Raw genomic sequence first — 23,632 nt, 5'->3', positions numbered from 1 at the left:
GGCAAGCCCCCTCCCACATTAAGGCCGGTTTCACAGTAGACCTGTGTGGTCTGTGGGAGCTTCACCATGTTGAACACCTTGCTGCCTATTCTCTTGTTTGCCGCCCTGGGCCTCGCCGTCCTCGGCGCCCTGCGCCGGGTGAACATGTGGCGCCGTGGCCGCGCGTCCAAAGTCGACCTGCTGGGCGGCCTGCTGGCCATGCCCAAGCGCTACATGGTCGACCTGCACCACGTGGTCGCCCGTGACAAGTACATCGCCAACACTCACGTCGCCACGGCACTGGGCTTTGTGCTGTCGGCATTGCTGGCGATCCTGGTCCACGGTTTCGGCCTGCACAACCGTATCCTCGGCTACGCCTTGCTGCTGGCCTCGGTGCTGATGTTTGTCGGCGCCACCTTCGTCTATCTGCGTCGGCGCAACCCGCCGTCGCGCCTGTCGAAAGGCCCGTGGATGCGCCTGCCGAAAAGCCTGATGGCGTTCTCGGTGAGCTTCTTCCTGGTGACCCTGCCGGTGGCCGGGATTTTGCCAGCAGACTTCGGTGGCTGGTTGCTCGCCGCTTTGCTGGGCGTGGGCGTGTTATGGGGCGTGAGCGAGATGTTCTTCGGCATGACCTGGGGCGGCCCGATGAAACACGCCTTTGCCGGTGCCCTGCACCTGGCCTGGCACCGCCGCGCCGAGCGTTTTGGCGGTGGGCGTTCCACCGGGTTGAAACCGCTGGACCTCAGTGACAAGACTGCGCCCCTGGGTGTGGAGAAACCCAAGGATTTCACCTGGAACCAACTGCTCGGTTTCGACGCCTGCGTGCAGTGCGGCAAGTGCGAAGCCGCGTGCCCGGCGTTCGCCGCCGGCCAGCCGCTGAACCCGAAAAAGCTGATCCAGGACATGGTGGTCGGCCTGGCTGGCGGCACCGATGCCAGGTTCGCCGGCAGCCCGTATCCGGGCAAACCCGTGGGCGAGCACGGCGGCAACCCGCACCAGCCGATCGTCAACGGCCTGGTGGACGCCGAGACCCTGTGGTCGTGCACCACCTGCCGTGCCTGCGTGGAAGAGTGCCCGATGATGATCGAGCACGTAGACGCCATCGTCGACATGCGCCGCCACCTCACCTTGGAAAAGGGCGCCACGCCGAACAAGGGCGCCGAAGTCCTGGAAAACCTGATCGCCACCGACAACCCTGGCGGCTTCGCGCCGGGTGGCCGCCTGAACTGGGCGGCGGATTTGAACCTGCCATTGCTTAGCGAAAAAGGTAGTGCCGAGGTGCTGTTCTGGGTCGGTGATGGCGCGTTCGACATGCGCAACCAACGCACCTTGCGCGCCTTCGTCAAAGTGCTGAAAGCGGCCAAGGTCGACTTTGCCGTGCTCGGCCTGGAAGAACGCGACAGCGGCGACGTCGCCCGGCGCCTGGGCGATGAAGCGACCTTCCAACTGCTGGCTTCGCGCAATATCCAGACCCTGGCCAAGTACAGCTTCAAGCGCATCGTCACCTGCGACCCGCACAGCTTCCATGTGCTGAAAAACGAGTACGGCGCCTTCAACGGCAACTACGTGGTGCAGCACCACAGCACCTTCATGGCCGAGTTGATCGGTGAGGGCGCGCTGAACCTGGGGCTGCACAAAGGCAACAGCGTGACCTATCACGACCCTTGTTATCTGGGCCGCTACAACGGCGAATACGAGGCGCCGCGCCAAGTGCTGCGAGCGCTGGGCATCGAGGTCAAGGAGATGCAACGCTCGGGCTTCCGTTCACGCTGCTGCGGCGGTGGTGGCGGTGCGCCGATCACTGACATTCCCGGCAAGCAACGTATCCCCGATATGCGCATGGAAGACATCCGCGAAACCGGTGCCGAGCTGGTGGCCGTGGGTTGCCCGCAATGCACCGCGATGCTGGAAGGCGTGGTCGAGCCGCGCCCATTGATCAAGGACATTGCCGAGCTGGTGGCCGACGCATTGCTGGAAGGCGCTGCACCGGCCAAAGCCCCACTCAAGCGTGAACCTGCGGAGGTGCACTGATGAGCGACATTATCCGCCGCGACCCACGGGCCGAATGGATCGCCCGCAACCGCCTGCACCCGCTGCATGCGGCAATGCAACCGGTGCAGCACAGCTGGATGGGGCCTAACGGCGTCATCCGCAAGAATGTGCATGGCGTCGGTTTTATCGGCCCCAACGGCATCAAGCGCATCGACCGCAGTGGCGCCCAGCAGGGCGGTGCGGCCAAACGTACGGCAGCGGTGGAAGTGCAATTGCCGCTGCATCAGATTGCAGCCCCCGCGTTCTACATCAACGTGGTACCGGACATGGTCGGCGGCCGCCTGAGCAGTCACGACCGCGACCTGCTTGGCCTGGCACGGCAACTGGCCGGCAGCGACGGCGCGGTGCTGGCGGTGGTGTTTGGTGAACACAAGGAAAGTGCGTTTGCCACGGCGGGTGTCGACCGTTTGCTGGTGCTGGAAGGCCATGCATTCGACGGTTATTCACCGGAGCAACGCGTCCAGGGCCTGCGGGCTGTGGATAACCAGCTCAACCCGCGCCACTGGCTGCTGCCGGACAGCCGCAGCGGGGGGGGCGAGTTGGGTCGGCGCTTTGCCGCCAGCCTCAAGGAGCGCCCGGCCACGCGGGTGTGGCAGATCAAGGGTGACGAGTGCATCGGCCGTGCCGGTGCTGGCCAGGAAGACTTGGCTCGGCCACTGCCGCGCTTGATCCTGGCGGCTGCCGAATGTGCCGACCCGGTCAGCGAGACCCGTCACGAAGTGCTGCCCGTAGAGTTATCCACAGCCCTGGCGCGCAGCCTGCCACGCATCGAAGACCTCGGCGCGGTGGCGGTGGACCCGGCGGCGATTCCGATGGCCGAGGCAGAGTTCATTTTCTCCGGCGGCAACGGCGTGAAGGACTGGGCGCTGTTCCACCAGACCGCCGCCGCCCTGGGCGCCACCGAAGGCGCCTCGCGGGTGGCGGTGGACGATGGCTTCATGGCGCGCGATCGCCAGGTCGGCGCCAGCGGCACCTGGGTCACGGCGCGGGTCTACGTGGCCGTGGGTATTTCCGGGGCGATCCAGCACCTGCAAGGCATCGGTGCTTGCGACAAGGTGGTGGCGATCAACCTCGACGCTGGCTGCGACATGATCAAGCGTGCCGACCTGTCGGTGATCGGCGAAAGCGCCGCAATACTGCACGCCTTGATCGCAGCGGTCGAGGCCTACCGCAATGGCGCCAAGCGCGATGCAGCTTAAGGATATGGTCATGAACACGAATGTAATCAGCCTGGTGTCCATCGGCGCCCACCCTACCTCCGGGCGCCCGCGCCGTGCCGAGCAGGATGCGCGTGCCGTGGAACTGGGCCTGCAAATGGCGGGGGATAAGTTGCAGGTGTTGCACGCCGGCAACATCGCCGAACCGACCTTGCGCAGCTACCTGGGCATGGGCCTGCCGCAATTGCATGTGCTGGAGCAACCGGCGGGCAGCGATGCGTTGCCGGTGCTCAGCGAGTACCTGCGCGATGCCGGTGCCCAGGTGGTGCTCGCCGGCAGCCAGGCCGAAACCGGTGAAGGCTCGGGCATGCTGCCGTTCCTGCTGGCCGAGCAACTGGGCTGGCCGCTGATCGTCGGGCTGGCGCAGGTGGAGTCCATTGAGGGCGGCGTGGCCCATGTGCTGCAAGCCTTGCCCCGTGGTCAGCGGCGGCGCTTGAAGGTGCGTTTGCCGTTCCTGGCGACCGTGGATAACGCTGCGCCCAAGCCACGGCAAAGCGCCTACGGCCCGGCGCAGCGCGGCGAGTTGGCGGCGCATGACGTCCAGATTGAAGAGGATGAGTTGTTCAATGCTGCGGTGTTGCAGCCGGCCAAGCCACGGCCCAAGCGCCTCAAGGTGATCAAGGCCAAAAGCGGCGCTGACCGTATGAAGGCTGCAACGGCCAAGGCCAGTGGCGGTGGTGGGCAGGTGCTCAAAGGCCTGAGCCCTGAGGCGGGCGCAGAGGCCATTCTCAAGCTACTCATCGAAGAAGGCGTGGTGCGCTGAACCCAGACTGTAGAAGGGGGCTTGCCTCCTCCTACAGGGTTCTTACCCACAATCCCTGTTGATCCACTTGTGGATAACCTGTTCGCGGCTGTCCGCACCCCTTGTATTTCAAGCTCTCCAGCCCTCTGTACGAAAAACAACCAGGCTAACTGACGGTTTTTATTCAGGTTTTTCGCCGATCAAGCTGATTCTCCGATGCAGAGTTGCCCCCAAAGTCTGTTGGCGCTTCTGTGGATAAGATGTTCGCTGTCGGCTCTAGCCCTTATAAATAAAGGCTTTGGTGGGGGTGATTAAAATATGACCAGAATCGCGCATTTGGCATGAAAATGTCAGTGGAAGCCTTGATTTTCATGGTCTTTATTGGGTTTTCCACAAAGGATTAAAAGTTGCCCCCAAAGTCTGTTGGCGGTTATGTGGATAACATGTTCGCTATCCGATAAAAGGCCCGTAAACACAGGGTTTGATCGGTGTGGTCAAAAAATGATCGATTGTGCCTATTCTCGAATTACCTGGGGTCACGGCGAGTTTTCCACAGTGCGCAGCACAGTTGCCCACAAAGTCTGTGCGCGTTTCTGTGGATAAGATGTTGGTGCTGCTTCACAGCCCAGGTAACACCTGGCTTACAAGGAAGTGATCAAAAAATACCCAGCTTGCGGCATGGGCAGATTATTTGTAGTGAGCGGGCTTGCCCCGCGCTGGGCGGCGCAGCCGCCCCAATAAAAACACCGCGCTCTGCCAGGCAGGTCGCGGTGTCTGGTTTCAGGGCGGCTGCGCCGCCCAACGCGGGACAAGCCCGCTCACTACAAAAAGCGGTTTATCCCTGTACAGGCACGCCTTTGAGGTACGGTGCCGGTGCTGCGCCCAGGTTGTTCAGCATGCGCTCGCTGTACCAATCCACGAAGTTCACCACGCCGAACTCATAGGTCTTGGAATACGGGCCAGGCTGGTAGGCGGTGGAGTTGATGCCGCGCTGGTTCTCTTCGGCCAGGCGACGGTCCTGGTCGTTGGTGGCGTCCCACACTTCGCGCATGCGCGCTACGTCGTAGTCCACGCCTTCCACGGCGTCCTTGTGCACCAGCCACTTGGTGGTGACCATGGTTTCCTGGGCGCTGATCGGCCACACCGTGAACACGATGATGTGGTCGCCCATGCAGTGGTTCCACGAGTGAGGCAGGTGCAGGATGCGCATCGAGCCCAGGTCCGGGTTCTTGATGCGGCCCATGAGCTTGGCGCAGCCCTGCTTGCCGTCCATGGTCATCGATACGGTGCCCTTGAGCAGCGGCATGCGCACGATGCGGTTACGCAGGCCGAAGCTGGCGTGGGCGTAAGGGATCTTCTCGGCATCCCAGGCGGCGGCGGAGGCGGCCACATGGTCCTTGAACGCCTGGTCGGCGCGTGGGTCGGTGACGTCGTCCCATTCCAGCAGGGTTTTCAGCAGTTCCGGGTGCGATGCGTTGCAGTGGTAGCACTCACGGTTGTTTTCCAGCACCAGCTTCCAGTTGGCTTTTTCCATCAAGGTGGTTTGCACCGCCACCTTGGTGTTCTCCATGTCGTAGGGTTCCATGTAGTGGTTCAGCGTCGACAGGAAGTCATCGATGGCTGGCGGGTTCTCGGCCAGGCTGATGAAGATGTAGCCGCCGGCGGTCTTCACATTCACTGGCTTGAGGCCGTACTGCTTCATGTCGAAGTCGGCGCCCATCTCGGTGCCGGCGAACAGCAGGCGACCGTCCAGTTCGTAGGTCCACTGATGGTAGTGGCATACGAGTTTGGCGACCTTGCCCTTGTCGCTGGTGCACAAGCGCGAACCACGGTGGCGGCACACGTTGTGGAACGCATGCACCACGCCTTCGGCGCCACGGATCACGATGATCGGGTTTTTGCCCACTTGCAGGGTCAGGTAGTTGCCCTTGGTGGGGATTTCGCAGGTCATGCCGGCGATCAACCACTCTTTCTGGAAGATCTCCTGCATGTCGATATCAAACAGTCGCTCATCAGAGTAGAACGGCTGCGGCAGCGAGAAAGTGCGCTCGCGCTCTTGCAGCATCTGCGCGGTGGCCTTGCGTGCGGGTTCCAGCGGATCGCCCAAGCTTAAGGTTGCGGTGACGTCCATCGTGTGTGTCCTCATGGCCATTCTGTGTGGCCGGCGAATAGTGGCTACGGTTGTACTACGCAAGGCATAAAGAAAGCGTCGTTGTTGGGAGCGAGTGTGGGGCCGCGCAACGTCAGAACCTTATCCATGGGCGACATGGCCCAATCTGTTCCCGACGCGCAACCCTAGGTCGTTGGGGGCTGGTCGCGATAAGTATGTGAATGTCGCAGATAGGTAAATGGGTGGTTCCGGCGTTACGCAGAATCGCCACCATAAGGCCGACGTCGGCGGTGGAGAACAACATGTCCAATAATTTCCTGAATCCGGTAACCACCCAGACCTGGGCCAATGGTCGGCACATCGTCCGGTGCGTCAAAGTCATCCAGGAAACCTGGGACGTGCGCACCTTTTGCTTTATGGCCGACCAGCCGATCCTGTTCTTCTTCAAGCCAGGGCAGTTCGTCACCCTGGAGTTGGAGATCGAAGGCCAGCCGATCATGCGCTCCTACACCATTTCCAGCTCACCGTCGGTGCCGTACAGCTTCTCGGTGACCATCAAGCGCGTGCCGGGCGGCAAGGTTTCCAACTGGCTGCATGACACGTTGCACGAGGGCCAGGAGCTCGCGGTACACGGACCGGTGGGCCTGTTCAATGCCATCGACTTTCCTAGCCCGAAAGTGTTGTACCTCAGCGGCGGCGTCGGCATCACGCCGGTGATGTCCATGGCCCGTTGGTTCTACGACACCAACGCCAACGTCGACATGACGTTTATCCACAGCGCCCGCTCGCCCAAAGACATCATTTACCACCGCGAGCTGGAGCACATGGCGTCGCGGATCGACAACTTCAGCCTGCACCTGATCTGCGAGAAACACGGGTTGGGTGAGCCATGGGCCGGTTATCGCGGTTACCTGAACCACAAGATGCTCGAACTGATGGTGCCGGACTTCCTCGAGCGCGAAGTGTTCTGCTGCGGGCCTACGCCGTATATGAACGCGGTGAAGCGCCTGCTGGAAGTGGCGGGTTTCGACATGACGCGGTATCACGAGGAGTCCTTCGGCGCCACGCCGCCGGAGGCCCGTGCGGATGCGGTGGAGCAAGCCGAGCAGGCCGCCGACGCACCGGAAATCGACCTGGCGGATCTGCACCAGGTGGAGTTCATTGCGTCGGGCAAGAGCATTCGCGTGGCGCCGGGCGAAACCGTGCACGCAGCAGCAGCCAAGCTTGGCCTGTTGATTCCAAAAGCTTGTGGCATGGGTATCTGCGGGACGTGCAAGGTACTGAAGCTGGGCGGCGAGGTCGAGATGGACCACAACGGCGGGATTACCGAGGAAGATGAGGCCGAAGGCTACATCCTGTCGTGCTGCAGCGTGCCGAAGGGTGATGTGCGTATCGAGTTCTGACTAACGAAGCCGGTCTAAATGTGGGAGGGGGCTTGCCCCCGATAGCAGTGTGTCAGTCAGCGCATTGGTTAATGCCCCACCGCCATCGGGGGCAAGCCCCCCTCCCACAGTCAGTGGTTAACGCACGAACAGGTTGATGATGTACGCACCGGATGCTGTCATTTCGAACTCTTTACCGGTGACGGTAAAGAGCCTTGAAGGCTCGATGATAGTGTCACCAACATTCGCCAGTTTCCTCAGGTCGTCCAGGCCGACGAGGGTGGCGTTGGCCTCGGATCGAAGCTGAGAATCAGTCGTGTAGCATTGAATTTCCATGATGTTGCCCTCTGTGGGATTTCCATTTCCAGCCGACTATTCGGCAGGCAGTCAGCCCCGAAACAACGCGTCCGTTGCGTTCGGGGTGACGAGATCTTATCCAGGGCAGGGGCTAGATAGATACTGTCAGAAATACGTACAAACAGTCTCTGAAATCGGGCTGAAATGCCCGTGGCATCAGGCTTCCATCACTTTCCGAATATCCGCCGCCAGTTCTCTTACACGCTCTTCCTCGGTATCCCACGCACACATGAAGCGCGCGCCGCCTTTGCCGATGAAGGTATAGAAACGCCAGCCCTTGGCCGTCAGCGCTGCGATAGCCGGCTCCGACAGTTGCAGGAACACGCCGTTGGCCTGCACCGGGAACATCAACTCCACACCGGGAATATCCGCCACCAGGCTGCTCAGCAGTTGCGCGCAGTGGTTGGCATGGCGTGCGTGTTTGAGCCAGGCGTCGTTTTCCAGCAGGCCCACCCACGGGGCCGAAAGAAAGCGCATTTTCGACGCCAACTGCCCGGCCTGTTTGCAGCGGTAGTCGAAGTCCTCGGCGAGCTTGTGGTTGAAGAACAGGATCGCTTCACCCACGGCCATGCCGTTCTTGGTTCCGCCAAAACACAGCACGTCCACACCAGCTTTCCAGGTCAGGTCGGCGGGCGAGCAGCCGAGGAACGCGCAGGCGTTGGAGAAGCGTGCGCCGTCCATGTGCAGGTTCAGGCCCAGCTCTTTGCAGGTGACGCTGATGGCGCGGATTTCTTCCGGGGTGTAAACGCTGCCGACTTCCGTGGCTTGGGTCAGGGTGACCACGCGTGGCTTGGGGTAGTGGATGTCCTGGCGCTTGAGGGCGATCTCGCGGATCGAGTCCGGGGTCAGCTTGCCGTTTTCGGTGCGGGCGGTGAGCAGTTTGGAGCCGTTGGAGAAAAACTCCGGCGCGCCGCATTCGTCGGTTTCGACGTGGGCGGTTTCCGAGCAAATCACGCTATGGTAGCTCTGGCACAGCGAAGACAGCGCGAGCGAGTTGGCGGCGGTGCCGTTGAAGGCGAAGAACACTTCGCAGTCGGTTTCGAACAAGTTGCGGAAACCGTCTGCGGCGCGGTGGGTCCATTCATCATCGCCGTAGGCACGCTGATGGCCCTGGTTGGCTTGTTCCATGGCGGCCCAGGCTTCCGGGCAGATGCCGGAATAGTTGTCACTGGCGAATTGTTGGCTCTTGTCGGTCATGGCCCATTCCTGTGGTCGATGTTGGTGCGCACTGTAACCAAGATTGTCGCGGGTGCGCACGCTCTGTAAATGCAAAGTCACTGGGGAATTATGCACGGTACTGGAACGATGCCTGTCGGACGTGTCCGCGATGGCGCCTTGGATCTGCTCAAGTGGCTGGCGCTGTTGAGTATGGTGCTGGACCACCTGCGCTATGTCGGTTTAAGCCTGGATGGCCTGTATGTGCCGGGGCGCCTGGCATTTCCGTGGTTTTGCCTGGCGATTGCGGCGAATTTGCACCGGGCGAAAAACGCGCCGGTGAGCGGGAGTTACCTGGGCTGGTTGTTGCTGTTCAGCGTGATCAGCGAGGTGCCGTATCGGATGTTAATCGAGGATGCCGATACGTTGAATGTGTTGCCAACCCTGGCGCTGGGTTTGCTGGTTGCCCGAGGATGGCAGCAGAAGGCGCTTTTTGATCGAGGATTGGCGCTAATTGCCGTCACGATTGCGGCCGTGTTTTCCGCGCAGTTGATGTTCGGTTTGTTTGGGGTCTTGCTGCCGCTGGCTATGCTATTGGTGTTCAGTCGCCCATGGTATTTCAGCGTATTGCCAGGTTTGGTCTGTGTCGCCGCCAATCAATGGCAAATCCTGCTCGATAGCGGCACGCCTGTGGCGCTGTTGGGGTTGGCTGCGTGCCTGATTGCGCCATTGGCAGGCTTGGTCTTATTGCGACATGGGAAAAACATCTCGCCACCCGCCATGCGTCGCTGGGCCTACACCCTCTATCCCCTGCATTTCCTGCTGCTGCTACTCATCCGCCAGATCATCGTATAAACCCTGGTGGGAGGGGGCTTGCCCCCGATAGCGGTGGGCCAGCTTGCAGATGCAGTGGCTGACGCTCCGCAATCGGGGGCAAGCCCCCTCCCACATTTTTTCCGCGTTGTTCCCGCTATGTCGTAAACGCACCTTTGCGTGGCGTGCGTAGGCATTTGACCTGCCTGCGCCAGCCCTACCATCGCATCAAAGGGCCCTGCACGGGCCTCAACAATACGAAAGGCTGGGAGAGACGCGATGTTCAGCAAACAAGACCAGATCCAGGGATATGACGACGCACTGCTGGCGGCCATGAATGCCGAGGAACAGCGCCAGGAAGATCATATCGAGCTGATCGCGTCGGAGAACTACACCAGCAAACGCGTGATGGAAGCCCAAGGCAGCGGCCTCACCAACAAATACGCCGAAGGCTACCCGGGCAAGCGCTACTACGGCGGCTGCGAGCATGTGGATAAAGTCGAGGCCCTGGCCATCGAGCGCGCCAAGCAGCTGTTCGGCGCCGATTACGCCAACGTGCAGCCGCACTCCGGTTCGTCCGCCAACAGCGCGGTGTACCTGGCGCTGATCAATGCCGGCGACACCATCCTGGGCATGAGCCTGGCCCACGGCGGTCACTTGACCCACGGCGCCAAAGTGTCGTCCTCGGGCAAGCTGTACAACGCGGTGCAGTACGGCATCAACACCGACACCGGCCTGATCGACTACGACGAAGTCGAGCGCCTGGCCGTCGAACACAAGCCGAAAATGGTCGTGGCCGGTTTCTCCGCCTACTCCAAGACCCTGGATTTCCCACGCTTCCGTCAGATCGCGGACAAAGTGGGCGCGCTGCTGTTCGTCGACATGGCCCACGTCGCCGGCCTGGTTGCCGCCGGCCTGTACCCGAACCCGCTGCCCTACGCCGATGTGGTCACCACCACCACCCACAAGACCCTGCGCGGTCCTCGCGGCGGCCTGATCCTGGCCAAGTCCAACGAAGAAATTGAAAAGAAACTCAACGCCGCCGTATTCCCCGGCGCCCAGGGCGGCCCGCTGATGCACGTCATCGCCGGCAAGGCCGTGTGCTTCAAGGAAGCGCTGGAGCCAGGCTTCAAGGCTTACCAGCAACAAGTGATCGACAACGCCCAGGCCATGGCCAGCGTGTTTATCAAACGCGGCTACGATGTAGTGTCCGGCGGCACTGATAACCACCTGTTCCTGGTCAGCCTGATCCGTCAGGGCCTCACCGGCAAAGAGGCGGACGCCGCCCTCGGTCGCGCCCACATCACCGTCAACAAGAACGCCGTGCCGAATGACCCGCAGTCGCCGTTCGTGACCTCGGGCCTGCGCATCGGCACCCCGGCGGTGACCACGCGTGGTTTCAAAGTGCCGCAGTGCATCGAACTGGCCGGCTGGATCTGCGACATCCTCGACAACCTCGGCGACGCCGATGTCGAGGCCAACGTGGCCAAGCACGTGTCTGCCCTGTGCGCTGATTTCCCGGTTTATCGCTGAGCGCGGTTTTGGAGTAATGACTATGCAACGCTACTCGGGCTTCGGCCTCTTCAAGCACTCCCTCAGCCACCACGAAAACTGGCAGAAGATGTGGCGCACGCCGACCCCCAAGAAGGTCTACGACGTGGTCATCGTCGGCGGCGGCGGGCATGGTCTGGCGACCGCCTATTACCTGGCCAAAGAGCACGGCATCACCAACGTGGCCGTGGTCGAGAAAGGCTGGCTGGGCGGCGGTAACACCGCGCGCAACACCACCATCGTGCGTTCCAACTACCTGTGGGACGAGTCGGCGCACCTGTACGAGCACGCGATGAAACTGTGGGAGGGTCTGTCCCAGGACCTCAACTACAACGTGATGTTCTCCCAGCGTGGCGTGTACAACCTGTGCCACACCTTGCAGGACATCCGTGATTCCGAGCGCCGCGTCAGCGCCAACCGCCTCAACGGCGTGGACGGCGAACTGCTCAACGCCAAGCAAGTGGCCGACGAGATCCCGTACCTCGACTGCTCGAAAAACACCCGCTACCCGGTGCTCGGCGCCACCGTGCAACGGCGTGGTGGCGTGGCCCGTCACGATGCCGTGGCCTGGGGCTTCGCGCGTGCCGCCGACGCATTGGGCGTGGATTTGATCCAGCAGACCGAAGTGATCGGCTTCCGCAAGGAAAACGGCGTGTGCATCGGCGTGGAAACCAACAAGGGCTTCATCGGCGCCAAGCGCGTCGGTGTGGTCACCGCCGGCAACTCCGGGCACATGGCTTCGCTCGCCGGCTTCCGCCTGCCGATCGAATCCCACCCGCTGCAAGCGCTGGTGTCGGAGCCGATCAAGCCGATTATCGACAGCGTGATCATGTCCAACGCCGTGCACGGCTACATCAGCCAGTCCGACAAGGGCGACCTGGTGATCGGCGCCGGTATCGACGGCTACAACGGCTACGGCCAGCGCGGTTCGTACCCGGTGATCGAACACACCATCCAGGCCATCGTCGAGATGTTCCCGGTGCTGTCCCGCGTGCGCATGAACCGCCAGTGGGGCGGCATCGTCGACACCACGCCCGATGCCTGCCCGATCATCTCCAAGACTCCCGTGCCGAACATGTTCTTCAACTGCGGTTGGGGCACCGGTGGCTTCAAGGCCACGCCGGGCTCAGGCAACGTGTTTGCCGCCAGCCTGGCCAAGGGTGAAATGCACCCGTTGGCGGCACCTTTTTCCATCGACCGTTTCCACAACGGTGCGTTGATCGACGAACACGGCGCTGCGGCCGTCGCCCACTAACAGGAGAAATTCCCTATGTTGCATATCTTCTGTCCTCACTGTGGCGAACTGCGCTCCGAAGAGGAATTCCACGCGTCCGGCCAAGCGCACATCCCGCGTCCGCTGGACCCGAATGCCTGCACCGATGAAGAGTGGGGCGACTACATGTTCTTCCGCGACAACCCCCGTGGCCTGCACCACGAGCTGTGGATTCATGCCGCCGGTTGCCGCCAGTACTTCAACGCGACCCGCGACACACTGACCTACGAAATTCTTGAAACCTACAAGATCGGTGAGAAGCCACAATTCACCGCCAAGGCCTCTGGAGAGAAGGTATGAGCCAGACCAATCGCCTGTCCAACGGTGGCCGGATCGACCGTAATAAAGTCCTGACGTTTACTTTCAACGGCCAGACCTACAAAGGCTTTGAAGGCGACACATTGGCCGCAGCCCTGTTGGCCAACGGCGTCGATATCATTGGCCGCAGCTTCAAGTACTCGCGCCCGCGCGGTATCTTTGCCGCCGGTGCCGAAGAGCCGAACGCGGTGCTGCAGATCGGCGCCACCGAAGCCACCCAGATTCCCAACGTGCGCGCCACCCAACAGGCGCTGTACCAGGGCCTGGTCGCCACCAGCACCAACGGCTGGCCGAACGTCAACAATGACGTGATGGGCATCCTCGGCAAGGTCGGCGGCAAGCTGATGCCGCCGGGTTTCTACTACAAAACCTTCATGTACCCGCAATCGTTCTGGATGACGTACGAGAAGTACATTCGTAAGGCCGCCGGTCTTGGCCGCTCGCCGACCGAGAATGATCCGGACACCTACGACAACTTCAACCGTCACTGTGACGTGCTGGTCGTCGGCGCCGGCCCTGCTGGCCTGGCTGCCGCACTGGCCGCCGCCCGCAGCGGTGCCCGCGTGATCCTCGCCGATGAGCAGGAAGAGTTCGGCGGTTCGCTGCTGGATTCGCGTGAAAGCCTCGACGGCAAGCCAGCGGCTGAATGGGTTGCCAGCGTCATCGCTGAATTGAAAGCGCTGCCGGACGTGGTGCTGCTGCCTCGTGCCACTGTCAACGGCTACCACGACCATAACTTCCTGACCATTCACGAACGCCTCACCGACCACCTCGGTGACCGTGCGCCGATTGGCGTGGTGCGCCAGCGTATCCACCGGGTGCGCGCCAAGCGTGTGGTGCTGGCGACCGGTGCGTGCGAGCGTCCGCTGGTGTACGGCAACAACGACGTGCCGGGCAACATGCTGGCCGGTGCGGTCTCCACTTACGTGCGTCGCTACGGCGTGGCACCCGGCAAGAAACTGGTGCTGTCGACCAACAACGACCACGCCTACCGCGTTGCGCTGGACTGGCTCGATGCGGGCCTTGCAGTGGTGGCGGTGGCCGATGTGCGCCACAACCCACGTGGTGCGCTGGTGGAAGAGGCCCGCGCCAAAGGCATTCGTATCCTCACCGGCAGCGCCGTGATCGAAGCCCGTGGCAGCAAGCACGTGACCGCCGCCCGCGTGGCCGCGATCGATGTGAAAGCGCATAAAGTCACCAGCCCAGGTGAATGGCTGGAGTGTGACCTGGTAGCCAGCTCCGGCGGCTACAGCCCGGTGGTCCACCTGGCTTCGCACCTGGGCGGCAAGCCGACCTGGCGTGAAGATATCCTCGGTTTTGTACCGGGCGAAGCGCCGCAGAAACGCGTGTGCGTCGGTGGCATCAACGGCGTCTACGGCCTTGGCGACTCCCTGGCGGATGGTTTTGAAGGCGGCGTGCGCGCTGCCAGCGAAGCCGGTTTCGCGCCCGTGGAAGGTACCTTGCCAAAAGCCTTGAGCCGCCTGGAAGAGCCGACTTTGGCTATTTACCAAGTGCCACACGACAAGCCCACAGCACGAGCGCCGAAGCAATTCGTCGACCTGCAGAACGACGTGACCGCCGCCGCCATCGAACTGGCGACCCGCGAAGGTTTCGAGTCGGTCGAGCACGTCAAGCGCTACACCGCGCTGGGCTTCGGTACCGACCAGGGCAAGCTGGGCAACGTCAACGGCCTGGCCATTGCCGCCCGTTCGCTGAACGTGACCATCCCGCAGATGGGCACCACCATGTTCCGTCCCAACTACACGCCGGTCACCTTTGGCGCGGTAGCGGGCCGTCACTGTGGGCACATCTTCGAGCCGGTGCGCTACACCGCGCTGCACGCCTGGCACGTGAAGAACGGCGCCGAGTTTGAAGATGTCGGCCAGTGGAAACGCCCGTGGTACTTCCCACGCAACGGTGAAGACCTGCACACCGCAGTCAAGCGCGAATGCCTGGCCGTACGCGACAGCGTCGGCCTGCTGGACGCGTCCACCCTCGGCAAGATCGACATCCAGGGCCCCGACGCGCGGGAGTTCCTCAACCGCATCTACACCAACGCCTGGACCAAGCTCGACGTGGGCAAGGCGCGCTATGGCCTGATGTGCAAGGAAGATGGCATGGTCTTCGACGACGGCGTGACTGCCTGCCTGGCCGACAACCACTTCCTGATGACCACCACCACTGGCGGCGCGGCACGCGTGCTGCAGTGGCTGGAAATCTACCAACAGACCGAATGGCCAGACCTCAAGGTGTACTTCACCTCGGTCACCGACCACTGGGCGACCATGACGCTGTCTGGCCCCAACAGCCGCAAGCTGCTGGCCGAAGTCACCGACATCGATCTGGACAAGGACGGTTTTCCGTTCATGACCTGGAAGGAAGGCCTGGTGGGCGGCGTACCGGCGCGGGTGTTCCGCATTTCGTTTACCGGTGAGCTGTCGTACGAAATCAACGTGCAGGCCGACTACGCCATGGGCGTGCTGGAAAAAATTGTCGACGCCGGCAAGAAGTACAACCTGACGCCGTACGGCACCGAGACCATGCACGTGCTGCGGGCCGAGAAGGGCTTCATCATTGTCGGCCAGGACACCGACGGCTCGATGACCCCGGACGACCTGAACATGGGCTGGTGTGTGGGCCGCACTAAACCGTTCTCGTGGATCGGCTGGCGCGGCATGAACCGTGAAGACTGCGTGCGTGAAGAGCGTAAGCAACTGGTGGGCTTGAAGCCGGTCGATCCGAAGGTGTGGCTGCCGGAAGGCGCGCAACTGGTGTTTGATCCGAAGCAGTCGATCCCGATGAAGATGGTCGGTCACGTCACCTCAAGCTATGCCCACAACTCCCTCGGCTATTCGTTCGCGATGGCGGTGGTGAAGGGTGGCTTGAAGCGTATCGGCGAGCGGGTGTTCTCACCGCAGGCCGATGGCAGCGTGATCGAGGCGGAGATTGTTTCTTCGGTGTTCTTCGACCCGAAAGGCGATCGCCAGAACATCTGATGGATCGAGTCGCCTGTATCGGGGGCAAGCCCCCTCCCACATGTTGAAATGCATTCCCCTGTGGGAGGGGGCTTGCCCCCGATGAGGCCAGAACAGACACCACAGCATTTAGAACAGGTGCTTTATGACAGCAGCCAATGTTTACCAACAACGCCCCACCTCCGGCGCCAAGGCCGAGTCGTCGCTGCACCATGCCGACCTCGCCAGCCTGGTCGGCAAGGGCCGCAAGAACGCCGGTGTGACCGTGCGTGAAAAGAAACTCCTGGGCCACCTGACTATTCGTGGCGACGGCCATGACGCAGCCTTCGCCGCCGGCGTGCACAAAGCTGTCGGCATCGAGTTGCCGGGAGCCCTGCAAGTGATCGTCAAGGGCGAAACCAGCCTGCAATGGCTCGGCCCGGATGAGTGGTTGCTGATCGTGCCGAGCGGTGAAGAATTCGCCGCCGAGCAAAACCTGCGCGCCGCCCTGGGCGACCTGCATATCCAGGTCGTCAATGTCAGCGGCGGCCAGCAGATCCTCGAACTCAGCGGCCCGAACGTGCGCGATGTGCTGATGAAGTCCACCAGCTACGACGTGCACCCCAACAACTTCCCGGTGGGCAAGGCAGTGGGCACGGTGTTCGCCAAGTCGCAACTGGTGATCCGCCACACGGCTGAAGACACCTGGGAGCTGCTGATCCGTCGCAGCTTCTCGGACTACTGGTGGTTGTGGTTGCAGGATGCCTCGGCCGAGTTCGGCCTGAGCGTCCAAGCCTGATTGAATGAGCACAAGAGGGCTGTTGTGGCGAGGGGGCTTGTCCCCCGTTGGAGCGCGCAGCGGTCCCAATACAGTCAGCGCATTTATCATGAAATAACCGAGCAGCAGGTTTAAGGGCTGCTTCGCAGCCCAACGGGGGACAAGCCCCCTCGCCACAAGGGCCTGAGGATTGCACTATGAGCCGCGCACCCGATACATGGATTTTGACCGCCGACTGCCCCAGCGTGCTCGGCACGGTGGACGCGGTCACCCGCTACCTGTTCGAACAGGGTTGCTACGTCACTGAGCATCACTCGTTCGATGATCGGCTTTCGGGCCGGTTCTTTATCCGCGTGGAATTCCGCCAGCCCGACGGTTTTGACGAGCAGGCGTTCCGCGATGGCCTGGCCACGCGGGGTGAAGCCTTCGGCATGATCTTCGAGCTGACGGCGCCGAACTACCGGCCAAAAGTGGTGATCATGGTCTCCAAGGCCGATCACTGCCTCAACGACCTGCTGTACCGCCAGCGCATCGGCCAGCTGTCGATGGACGTGGTCGCGGTGGTGTCCAATCACCCCGATCTGAAACCGTTGGCCGACTGGCACCAGATTCCCTACTACCATTTCCCCCTCGACCCCAACGACAAACCGTCCCAGGAGCGTCAGGTGTGGCAAGTGGTGGAAGACACCGGCGCCGAATTGGTGATTCTTGCGCGCTACATGCAAGTGCTGTCGCCGGAGCTGTGCCGCAAGCTGGATGGCAAGGCCATCAATATTCACCACTCGTTGTTGCCGGGGTTCAAGGGCGCCAAGCCGTATCACCAGGCGTACAACAAGGGTGTAAAGCTGGTAGGCGCTACGGCGCATTACATCAACAACGACCTGGACGAAGGCCCGATCATCGCCCAGGGCGTGGAGGTGGTGGACCACAGCCACTATCCCGAGGACTTGATTGCCAAGGGGCGGGATATCGAAGGGCTGACGTTGGCCCGGGCGGTGGGGTATCACATTGAGCGGCGGGTGTTTTTGAATGCCAATCGGACGGTGGTGCTCTGACTGGCGCCAATCGGGGGCAAGCCCCCTCCCACCTTTGGAATGCGGTCGAATGTGGGAGGGGGCTTGCCCCCGATGAGGCCCTCACTAACAACGCAAGAACAGCATCTGTACCCGAGCACTTAACGCGCTGCCTCCCTGGGCAACGCAGTTCCATAAAAACAACAGCGAGGTGAAAGCATGTCTGGTAATCGTGGTGTCGTGTATCTCGGCAACGGCAAGGTCGAAGTACAGAAAATCGACTATCCCAAAATGCAGGACCCCCGTGGCAGGAAGATCGAGCACGGCGTCATCCTGCGCGTGGTCTCCACCAACATCTGCGGCTCCGACCAACACATGGTGCGTGGCCGTACCACTGCCCAGACCGGCCTGGTGCTCGGTCATGAAATTACCGGTGAAGTGATCGAGAAGGGCAGCGACGTCGAGAACCTGAAAATCGGCGACCTGGTTTCCGTACCGTTCAACGTAGCCTGCGGCCGCTGCCGCTCATGCAAAGAGCAACACACTGGCGTGTGCCTGACCGTCAACCCGGCCCGTGCCGGTGGCGCCTACGGCTATGTCGACATGGGTGACTGGACCGGCGGCCAGGCCGAATACGTACTGGTGCCGTACGCCGACTTCAACCTGCTCAAACTGCCGGATCGCGACAAGGCCATGGAGAAAATCCGCGACCTGACCTGCCTCTCCGACATTCTCCCGACCGGCTATCACGGCGCCGTCACTGCCGGCGTTGGCCCAGGCAGCACGGTCTACATCGCCGGTGCCGGTCCTGTGGGCCTGGCGGCTGCCGCTTCCGCCCGCCTGCTGGGCGCTGCCGTGGTGATCATCGGCGACGTCAACCCGGTCCGCCTGGCCCACGCCAAGGCCCAGGGTTTCGAAATTGCCGACCTGTCCAAGGACACCCCGCTGCACGAACAGATCGCCGCACTGCTGGGCGAGCCGGAAGTGGACTGCGCCGTCGATGCCGTGGGCTTCGAAGCCCGGGGCCACGGCCATGAAGGGGTCAAGGCAGAAGCCCCGGCCACCGTACTCAACTCGCTGATGGGCGTGGTGCGCGTGGCGGGCAAGATCGGTATCCCAGGCCTCTACGTCACCGAAGATCCGGGTGCCGTGGATGCCGCCGCAAAAATGGGCAGCCTGAGCATTCGCTTTGGTTTGGGCTGGGCTAAATCCCACAGCTTCCACACTGGGCAAACGCCGGTGATGAAGTACAACCGCCAGCTGATGCAGGCGATCATGTGGGACCGTATCAACATTGCCGAAATCGTGGGTGTGCAGGTGATCAGCCTGGATGATGCGCCACGCGGGTATGGCGAGTTCGATGCGGGTGTGCCGAAGAAGTTTGTGATTGATCCGCACAAACTGTTCAGCGCGGCTTAAATCCCTGGGATACCGCGTTCCAGATGTGGGAGGGGCAAGCCCTCCCACAGATCTAACAGTCTGCGCGCCGGGTTCCTGGCGCCATCTCACCTCAAAGTGATGCCAATTGACCCTGATACAGCACCGGCCCGGTCGGTTGGCCGGTAGGCGAGCCCCCTTGTGGCTCCAGGCTGACGGCGAGGGTCAGCGGTGTTTTCAGCAGCGCCTGCTGCGTTTTGTTCAACGCGATTCGACCTTTGCCCGCCACTGGCACCAGGCCCAGTGATATCGGCTTGCCCCCGGCAGGAATGGCCCACAGTTCCAGGGCGCGTGTCGGCTCAAGAGCGGCCAATGTCAGCGGCTCGACTTGTAGGTGGTCGGCAAACGCCTTGATCTGCAGCGCCGGTTGCTGGTTGGCGGCGACCAGCGTGGCGTTGTATTCCATTCCCAGGTCGCGCTGGTAGAGCACGCCCACCAGCACAGCAATGACGATGCCAAACGCCGCCGCCTGCAGGCGCAGGTTCATCCAGAACGGTTTTTTCGCCGGCACATGCAGCACCTGCGGCTCTATGCGTGCCTTGATGCCTTCCCAGACATGCGCCGGCACCGCTCGCTCGGGCAAGGCACCGGTCAGGCTGGCGAGCGCGTCCTGCCAATGGCCGAGTTCCACGCGTAGTGCGGCATCCTCCAGAAGTAGCGCATCAAAACGCCGGCGCGCGGTGGCGGGCATCAGGCCTATGGCATAGTCGGCGGCGAGGGCGCGACGCAGGGCGGTGGTCTGGTAGTTCATGATTCAAGGCACCTGCGCAGGCGTTCCATGCCGCGACGAATCCAGGATTTGACCGAGCCCAGGGGCGCGGCCAAGTGTTCGGCCAATTCCGAGCACGACAGGCCCTGGAAGTAAGCCACGCTGATCGACTGGCGTTGCATGCCGTCGAGGGTGTCCAGGCAACGGTTCAAGGCGCGGGCTTGGCGTTCGTTGTCGAGTTGGTCGTGAGCGCTGGGGGCGTCATCGAGCAAGGCGTCTTGCTGACCCTCGGCCAGCGGCTGTTCACGGTGCTTGCGCAATTGGTCGATGGCCAGGTTGCGGGTGATGTTGACCATCCAGGTCATCGGCGCAGATAGGTGCGCTTCGTAGCGGGAGGCGTTGTACCAGATGCGCACGAAGGCTTCCTGCAACACCTCTTCGGCCAGGTCAGGGCGGCCCATGAAACGCAGGGCCACGCCGTGCAGGCGCGGCGACACGCTGCGGTAGAGGGTTTCGAATGCCTGGCGGTTACCTAGGGCACATTGCGCCAGCAAAGGGCGCAATGGGTCAGCATCATCGGCGCTAATAGGGCTTCTCCAGACCCTCGTTCGAGGGTGACGGGACTGCACGCGGTAAGCGGAGGGTAGTTCAGCCTGGGCATTCATTCCATCCAACTCCGAGTGGCGTATGCAGGCTATACGCGGGCCGAGGCGATTCGGATGCAGATAAATCTGAACTAACCTTGGTGTGGGAACAATCGTTCCCGACTGTCAGTCAAACGCCTGCTTTTAGCTCCTACACCCAGAGGTTGTTTCGATGAAGATTTCACGCGGTTTCGCCCTTTCCTGCCTGATGACCCTGGCAGCCGGCCCGGTGCTCGCCGCAGGGTTCAGCCTTGGCGACGCGGCCAATGCCATTTCCGGCATGCAGGGTGGTAACAACAAGGCAGCCGCTGCTGCACCGTCGTCCGAGACGGCCGGCCTGTTGAGCGCCCTGACCTCGCAACTGAACATCACCCCCGAGCAAGCGGTCGGCGGTACGGGCGCCATGCTGGGCCTGGCCAAGAACAAATTGAGCGGCAACGACTATTCGCAACTGGGCAATAGTGTGCCGGGCCTCGACCAACTGTCGGGCAATAATGCGTTGGGCAGCCTCGGGGCCTTGAGCGGGATGCTCGGCCAGGCTGGCGGTAGCAAGACCAGCGGCCTCGACGGCCTGCTGGGCAATGTGAAGAACACCAACGACCTGAACACTGCGTTCAGCGCCCTGGGCATGGACAGTGGGATGGTAGGCCAGTTTGCGCCGGTGATCCTGCAATACTTGGGTGGACAGGGTGCGAACCAGTCATTGCTGGGTAAATTGGCCTCGGCCTGGGGCACTGGCAACTGACGGATGTTCAGCATGCCTTTTTGCCTCTCCGTGGCGGGCTCATCCAGTGCGGGGGGGGCTTACGAGGATGCGCGGTCACTGTGCTCGTGTATTCCTCTATTGGTATCGTCTTCGTCTGTGTTGGAAGGACGACTGACTGCGTAATATCCTGTGATATAGCGCTGGGAACTGTGGGAGGTTGAGTGGCCACCTAATAAGAACTCTCTCATCAATCGCTAAGAGCGGTATTTGAGAGACTCTTCAACTGACCGAAATGGTGCTCCAATGACTCAGATTAATTCACAGTTCCCAATGTCTTCCGGTATTTCTTTCGAGCAGGCCCAGGCAGCGGTTCGTGTGGCCCGGCAAGGCCTCACCCTGCCGTCCGGGTTGATCCAGGATATACGCAATGCCTGGGAGGTGGCAGGGAGCAGCAAGAAGCCGGACTTGCAACTCAAGCAACTGCTTTCGGATCTTCGACGTTTTGTGGAACACACTCAATCTGAGCAAAAATCGAATTTTCCGCTGGGTGCCAATGCATTGTTCGCGGGCATAAAAGCGCCGACGAACGAGGAGTCGGAGAAATTCGTTGCCGCTTACAAGAAAGCGGTGGCTGATAGCACTACCAACTCCTTGGGCGGAGACGAGATGCTTTCCAGCATGAGGGATTTCCTCAAAGCCGAAGCTTCCGAAAAAGGCCTTGAGCCGGCCGATCTTGAACGCCTGGCTGCGGTAGCGAAAGCGTTCCTGAAGCTCGATGGCGCGGTAAACACCTCTGATGCTGACTTGATTGCCAGTCTCAAAGCTGCGCTCGAAGGCGCCAAAGCATTTTGATCGGGATGGTGGGGCACCTGAACGACGCCATGCCGTATTACTTGAGCAATAGCTGAATGCGCTGATCCTTCTCCTGCCAGAGCTGGTTCACCCAGCTCTGGACAGTCTGGCGAAACGCCGGATCGTTCTCGTAGTCCCCTTGCCATAGCGCCGGGTCCAGTTCGCGGGTGCGGATATCAATGATCACCTTCGGTACCGAACCGCTGATCAACGCCCAGAACCCCGGAATCTTTTGCTGCGGATACACCACCGTCACGTCCAGCACCGCGTCCAGTTGCTCTCCCATCGCCGCCAGCACAAACGCCACGCCGCCCGCCTTGGGCTTGAGCAAGCGGGTGAAAGGTGAGCCCTGCTGTTTGCGCTTGGCCTCGCTGAACCGCGTGCCTTCCAGATAATTGACCACTGTCACCGGCTGGCGCTTGAACAGCTCGCAGGCCTCTTTGGTGATCTTCAAATCCTGCCCCGCCAGTTCGGGATGCTTGGCCAGGAACGCCTTGGTGTAGCGCTTCATGAACGGGTAATCCAGCGCCCACCAGGCCAGGCCCAGGAAGGGCACCCAGATCAGCTCTTTTTTCAGGAAGAATTTGAAGAACGGCGTACGGCGGTTGAGGGCCTGGATCAAGGCCGGGATATCCACCCAGGACTGGTGGTTGCTGATCACCAGGTAACTGGTGTCACCCCGCAGATCGCCGCCGCCGCGAATGTCCCACTGGGTCGGGATGCACAGCGAGAAAATCAGCTTGTCGATCTCGGCCCAGGTCTCGGCGATCCACATTACCGCCCATGACATGTAGTCACGCAAGCGCCCCGGGGCTACCAGCTTGAGCAGGGCAAACACCATCAACGGGCCGAACAGCACGAGGGTGTTGAGCAAGAGCAGCAGGGTGACGAAACAGCCGGTGAGCAGGCGGCGCATAAGTAACTCTTGGAATCTTGTGGGCGGGCCATCATAAGCAAGGTGAGTCTAGAGGCCAAATCGCAAATCACCGTACGAATGTTTCACAATGTGCCGGGTATGGTGGGATGAGCTAACTAACCGGCGCTTTTGCGGTCTAGAATCCGCCTACTTCTTTCCGAGGAAATCACTTCGTGAAACTGCTCCTTGCCTCTTTGGCCCTGGCTGCCCTGCCGGTCATGGCCGCCGAACCGACCCTCTACGGTCGCTACGAATACATCCAGCTGCCGGAGATCGGCGAAACCTTCAAGGCCAAGATGGACACCGGCGCGCTCACCGCCTCGCTGTCGGCCCGTGACATCCAAACCTTCACCCGTGACGGTGACGATTGGGTGCGTTTCCGCCTCGGCGGCAAGGACGCGTCCAATAAGGTCTACGAACACAAAGTCTCGCGCATCAGCAAGATCAAGAGCCGCGCCGACGAAGACGAGGACAAGGACGAAGCCACCGTGGCCAAGCGCCCGGTGATCGACCTGGAAATGTGCCTGGGCGACGTCAAGCGCACCGTCGAGGTCAACCTCACCGACCGCAGCAGCTTCAACTACCCGCTGTTGATCGGCGCCAAGGCTCTGCGCGAGTTCGGCGCTGCGGTCAACCCGGCGCGTCGTTACACTGCTGACAAACCGGACTGCTGA

General features: G+C 61.6%; 21 protein-coding genes. 15 read left to right on the top strand and 6 right to left on the bottom strand.

Annotated features, from left to right (window positions below):
* The first annotated feature begins 66 nt into the window (after positions 1-66).
* The 3 genes from dgcB to M2497_RS29140 are packed head-to-tail and all read left to right on the top strand — an operon-like array spanning position 67 to position 4,011.
* The gene (gene dgcB / locus M2497_RS29150; RefSeq protein ID WP_248485002.1) at positions 67-2,010 is read left to right on the top strand and encodes a (Fe-S)-binding protein; all 1,944 of its coding nucleotides are present in this window, start codon (positions 67-69) and stop codon (positions 2,008-2,010) included.
* Positions 2,010-3,230, top strand: coding sequence for an electron transfer flavoprotein subunit alpha/FixB family protein (locus M2497_RS29145; protein ID WP_248485001.1), 1,221 nt, complete (start codon positions 2,010-2,012; stop codon positions 3,228-3,230). The genes dgcB and M2497_RS29145 overlap by 1 nt, the downstream gene beginning before the upstream one ends.
* A gap of 10 nt (positions 3,231-3,240) precedes the next feature.
* Complete coding sequence (locus M2497_RS29140) at positions 3,241-4,011, top strand: electron transfer flavoprotein subunit beta (RefSeq protein WP_248485000.1); 771 nt, start codon at positions 3,241-3,243, stop codon at positions 4,009-4,011.
* Between the two features lie 814 nt (positions 4,012-4,825).
* Here the strand turns inward: M2497_RS29140 and gbcA are convergent.
* Positions 4,826-6,121 (bottom strand): glycine-betaine demethylase subunit GbcA, encoded by a 1,296-nt coding sequence (gene gbcA, locus M2497_RS29135; protein WP_058426656.1) that lies wholly within the window; start codon positions 6,119-6,121, stop codon positions 4,826-4,828.
* 281 nt (positions 6,122-6,402) lie between these two features.
* Here gbcA and gbcB point away from each other — a divergent pair, with 281 nt between their 5' ends.
* The gene (gbcB, locus tag M2497_RS29130; RefSeq protein ID WP_058426657.1) at positions 6,403-7,503 is read left to right on the top strand and encodes a glycine-betaine demethylase subunit GbcB; all 1,101 of its coding nucleotides are present in this window, start codon (positions 6,403-6,405) and stop codon (positions 7,501-7,503) included.
* Positions 7,504-7,620: 117 nt separating this feature from the next.
* On the opposite strand, the gene M2497_RS29125 is transcribed toward gbcB, so the two are convergent.
* Together M2497_RS29125 and M2497_RS29120 are read right to left on the bottom strand one after the other, a co-directional pair.
* Positions 7,621-7,818 (bottom strand): hypothetical protein, encoded by a 198-nt coding sequence (locus M2497_RS29125; protein ID WP_248484999.1) that lies wholly within the window; start codon positions 7,816-7,818, stop codon positions 7,621-7,623.
* 177 nt (positions 7,819-7,995) lie between these two features.
* Positions 7,996-9,036 (bottom strand): low specificity L-threonine aldolase, encoded by a 1,041-nt coding sequence (locus tag M2497_RS29120; RefSeq protein WP_248484998.1) that lies wholly within the window; start codon positions 9,034-9,036, stop codon positions 7,996-7,998.
* Positions 9,037-9,126: 90 nt separating this feature from the next.
* Here M2497_RS29120 and M2497_RS29115 point away from each other — a divergent pair, with 90 nt between their 5' ends.
* From M2497_RS29115 to fdhA, 8 genes are all read left to right on the top strand, one after another.
* A complete protein-coding gene (locus M2497_RS29115) occupies positions 9,127-9,849 on the top strand; it encodes a TraX family protein (protein ID WP_248484997.1) in 723 nt (240 codons plus the stop codon).
* 237 nt (positions 9,850-10,086) lie between these two features.
* Complete coding sequence (gene glyA, locus M2497_RS29110) at positions 10,087-11,340, top strand: serine hydroxymethyltransferase (RefSeq protein WP_248484996.1); 1,254 nt, start codon at positions 10,087-10,089, stop codon at positions 11,338-11,340.
* 22 nt (positions 11,341-11,362) lie between these two features.
* Positions 11,363-12,613, top strand: coding sequence for a sarcosine oxidase subunit beta (locus M2497_RS29105; RefSeq protein ID WP_010207084.1), 1,251 nt, complete (start codon positions 11,363-11,365; stop codon positions 12,611-12,613).
* A gap of 15 nt (positions 12,614-12,628) precedes the next feature.
* Positions 12,629-12,931 (top strand): sarcosine oxidase subunit delta, encoded by a 303-nt coding sequence (locus M2497_RS29100; RefSeq protein ID WP_010207083.1) that lies wholly within the window; start codon positions 12,629-12,631, stop codon positions 12,929-12,931.
* Positions 12,928-15,945, top strand: coding sequence for a sarcosine oxidase subunit alpha (locus M2497_RS29095; protein WP_248484995.1), 3,018 nt, complete (start codon positions 12,928-12,930; stop codon positions 15,943-15,945). Before M2497_RS29100 ends, M2497_RS29095 begins: the two co-directional genes overlap by 4 nt.
* A gap of 124 nt (positions 15,946-16,069) precedes the next feature.
* Complete coding sequence (gene soxG, locus M2497_RS29090) at positions 16,070-16,702, top strand: sarcosine oxidase subunit gamma family protein (RefSeq protein ID WP_248484994.1); 633 nt, start codon at positions 16,070-16,072, stop codon at positions 16,700-16,702.
* Between the two features lie 176 nt (positions 16,703-16,878).
* A complete protein-coding gene (gene purU, locus M2497_RS29085; RefSeq protein WP_005792124.1) occupies positions 16,879-17,736 on the top strand; it encodes a formyltetrahydrofolate deformylase in 858 nt (285 codons plus the stop codon).
* A 177-nt stretch (positions 17,737-17,913) separates the two neighbouring features.
* Positions 17,914-19,113: a formaldehyde dehydrogenase, glutathione-independent gene (fdhA, locus tag M2497_RS29080; protein WP_016972852.1), complete on the top strand. Its 1,200-nt coding sequence runs from the start codon at positions 17,914-17,916 to the stop codon at positions 19,111-19,113.
* A gap of 91 nt (positions 19,114-19,204) precedes the next feature.
* Here fdhA and M2497_RS29075 read toward each other — a convergent pair whose 3' ends face one another.
* Together M2497_RS29075 and M2497_RS29070 are read right to left on the bottom strand one after the other, a co-directional pair.
* The gene (locus tag M2497_RS29075) at positions 19,205-19,882 is read right to left on the bottom strand and encodes an anti-sigma factor (RefSeq protein ID WP_248484993.1); all 678 of its coding nucleotides are present in this window, start codon (positions 19,880-19,882) and stop codon (positions 19,205-19,207) included.
* Complete coding sequence (locus tag M2497_RS29070; protein ID WP_248484992.1) at positions 19,879-20,505, bottom strand: sigma-70 family RNA polymerase sigma factor; 627 nt, start codon at positions 20,503-20,505, stop codon at positions 19,879-19,881. Before M2497_RS29070 ends, M2497_RS29075 begins: the two co-directional genes overlap by 4 nt.
* A gap of 151 nt (positions 20,506-20,656) precedes the next feature.
* On the opposite strand from M2497_RS29070, the gene M2497_RS29065 reads away from it, so the two are divergent.
* Both M2497_RS29065 and M2497_RS29060 read left to right on the top strand, forming a co-directional pair.
* Positions 20,657-21,229 carry a DUF2780 domain-containing protein gene (locus tag M2497_RS29065; RefSeq protein WP_071494371.1) on the top strand — a complete coding sequence of 191 codons (573 nt, stop codon included), beginning with the start codon at positions 20,657-20,659 and terminating at the stop codon, positions 21,227-21,229.
* A gap of 264 nt (positions 21,230-21,493) precedes the next feature.
* On the top strand, positions 21,494-22,042 hold the full coding sequence (locus tag M2497_RS29060; RefSeq protein WP_248484991.1) for a hypothetical protein: 549 nt from the start codon (positions 21,494-21,496) through the stop codon (positions 22,040-22,042).
* Positions 22,043-22,079: 37 nt separating this feature from the next.
* On the opposite strand, the gene M2497_RS29055 is transcribed toward M2497_RS29060, so the two are convergent.
* Complete coding sequence (locus tag M2497_RS29055; protein WP_248484990.1) at positions 22,080-22,958, bottom strand: acyltransferase; 879 nt, start codon at positions 22,956-22,958, stop codon at positions 22,080-22,082.
* A 173-nt stretch (positions 22,959-23,131) separates the two neighbouring features.
* Between M2497_RS29055 and M2497_RS29050 the strand changes: the two genes are divergently transcribed.
* Positions 23,132-23,632 (top strand): ATP-dependent zinc protease, encoded by a 501-nt coding sequence (locus tag M2497_RS29050; protein WP_248484989.1) that lies wholly within the window; start codon positions 23,132-23,134, stop codon positions 23,630-23,632.

Origin of the sequence: Pseudomonas sp. CYM-20-01 (assembly GCF_023169845.1) — a bacterium.
GTDB classification, from domain to species: Bacteria; Pseudomonadota; Gammaproteobacteria; order Pseudomonadales; family Pseudomonadaceae; genus Aquipseudomonas; species Aquipseudomonas azotoformans.
The sequence above is the reverse complement of the archived record's forward strand: the minus strand, read 5'-3'. Positions and strand labels throughout refer to the sequence as shown.

Coding starts and splice junctions, on each gene's coding strand:
- dgcB (WP_248485002.1), top strand. CDS start 67: ATGTTGAACACCTTGCTGCCTATTCTCTTGTTTGCCGCCCTGGGCCTC.
- M2497_RS29145 (WP_248485001.1), top strand. CDS start 2,010: ATGAGCGACATTATCCGCCGCGACCCACGGGCCGAATGGATCGCCCGC.
- M2497_RS29140 (WP_248485000.1), top strand. CDS start 3,241: ATGAACACGAATGTAATCAGCCTGGTGTCCATCGGCGCCCACCCTACC.
- gbcA (WP_058426656.1), bottom strand. CDS start 6,121: ATGGACGTCACCGCAACCTTAAGCTTGGGCGATCCGCTGGAACCCGCA.
- gbcB (WP_058426657.1), top strand. CDS start 6,403: ATGTCCAATAATTTCCTGAATCCGGTAACCACCCAGACCTGGGCCAAT.
- M2497_RS29125 (WP_248484999.1), bottom strand. CDS start 7,818: ATGGAAATTCAATGCTACACGACTGATTCTCAGCTTCGATCCGAGGCC.
- M2497_RS29120 (WP_248484998.1), bottom strand. CDS start 9,036: ATGACCGACAAGAGCCAACAATTCGCCAGTGACAACTATTCCGGCATC.
- M2497_RS29115 (WP_248484997.1), top strand. CDS start 9,127: ATGCACGGTACTGGAACGATGCCTGTCGGACGTGTCCGCGATGGCGCC.
- glyA (WP_248484996.1), top strand. CDS start 10,087: ATGTTCAGCAAACAAGACCAGATCCAGGGATATGACGACGCACTGCTG.
- M2497_RS29105 (WP_010207084.1), top strand. CDS start 11,363: ATGCAACGCTACTCGGGCTTCGGCCTCTTCAAGCACTCCCTCAGCCAC.
- M2497_RS29100 (WP_010207083.1), top strand. CDS start 12,629: ATGTTGCATATCTTCTGTCCTCACTGTGGCGAACTGCGCTCCGAAGAG.
- M2497_RS29095 (WP_248484995.1), top strand. CDS start 12,928: ATGAGCCAGACCAATCGCCTGTCCAACGGTGGCCGGATCGACCGTAAT.
- soxG (WP_248484994.1), top strand. CDS start 16,070: ATGACAGCAGCCAATGTTTACCAACAACGCCCCACCTCCGGCGCCAAG.
- purU (WP_005792124.1), top strand. CDS start 16,879: ATGAGCCGCGCACCCGATACATGGATTTTGACCGCCGACTGCCCCAGC.
- fdhA (WP_016972852.1), top strand. CDS start 17,914: ATGTCTGGTAATCGTGGTGTCGTGTATCTCGGCAACGGCAAGGTCGAA.
- M2497_RS29075 (WP_248484993.1), bottom strand. CDS start 19,882: ATGAACTACCAGACCACCGCCCTGCGTCGCGCCCTCGCCGCCGACTAT.
- M2497_RS29070 (WP_248484992.1), bottom strand. CDS start 20,505: ATGAATGCCCAGGCTGAACTACCCTCCGCTTACCGCGTGCAGTCCCGT.
- M2497_RS29065 (WP_071494371.1), top strand. CDS start 20,657: ATGAAGATTTCACGCGGTTTCGCCCTTTCCTGCCTGATGACCCTGGCA.
- M2497_RS29060 (WP_248484991.1), top strand. CDS start 21,494: ATGACTCAGATTAATTCACAGTTCCCAATGTCTTCCGGTATTTCTTTC.
- M2497_RS29055 (WP_248484990.1), bottom strand. CDS start 22,958: ATGCGCCGCCTGCTCACCGGCTGTTTCGTCACCCTGCTGCTCTTGCTC.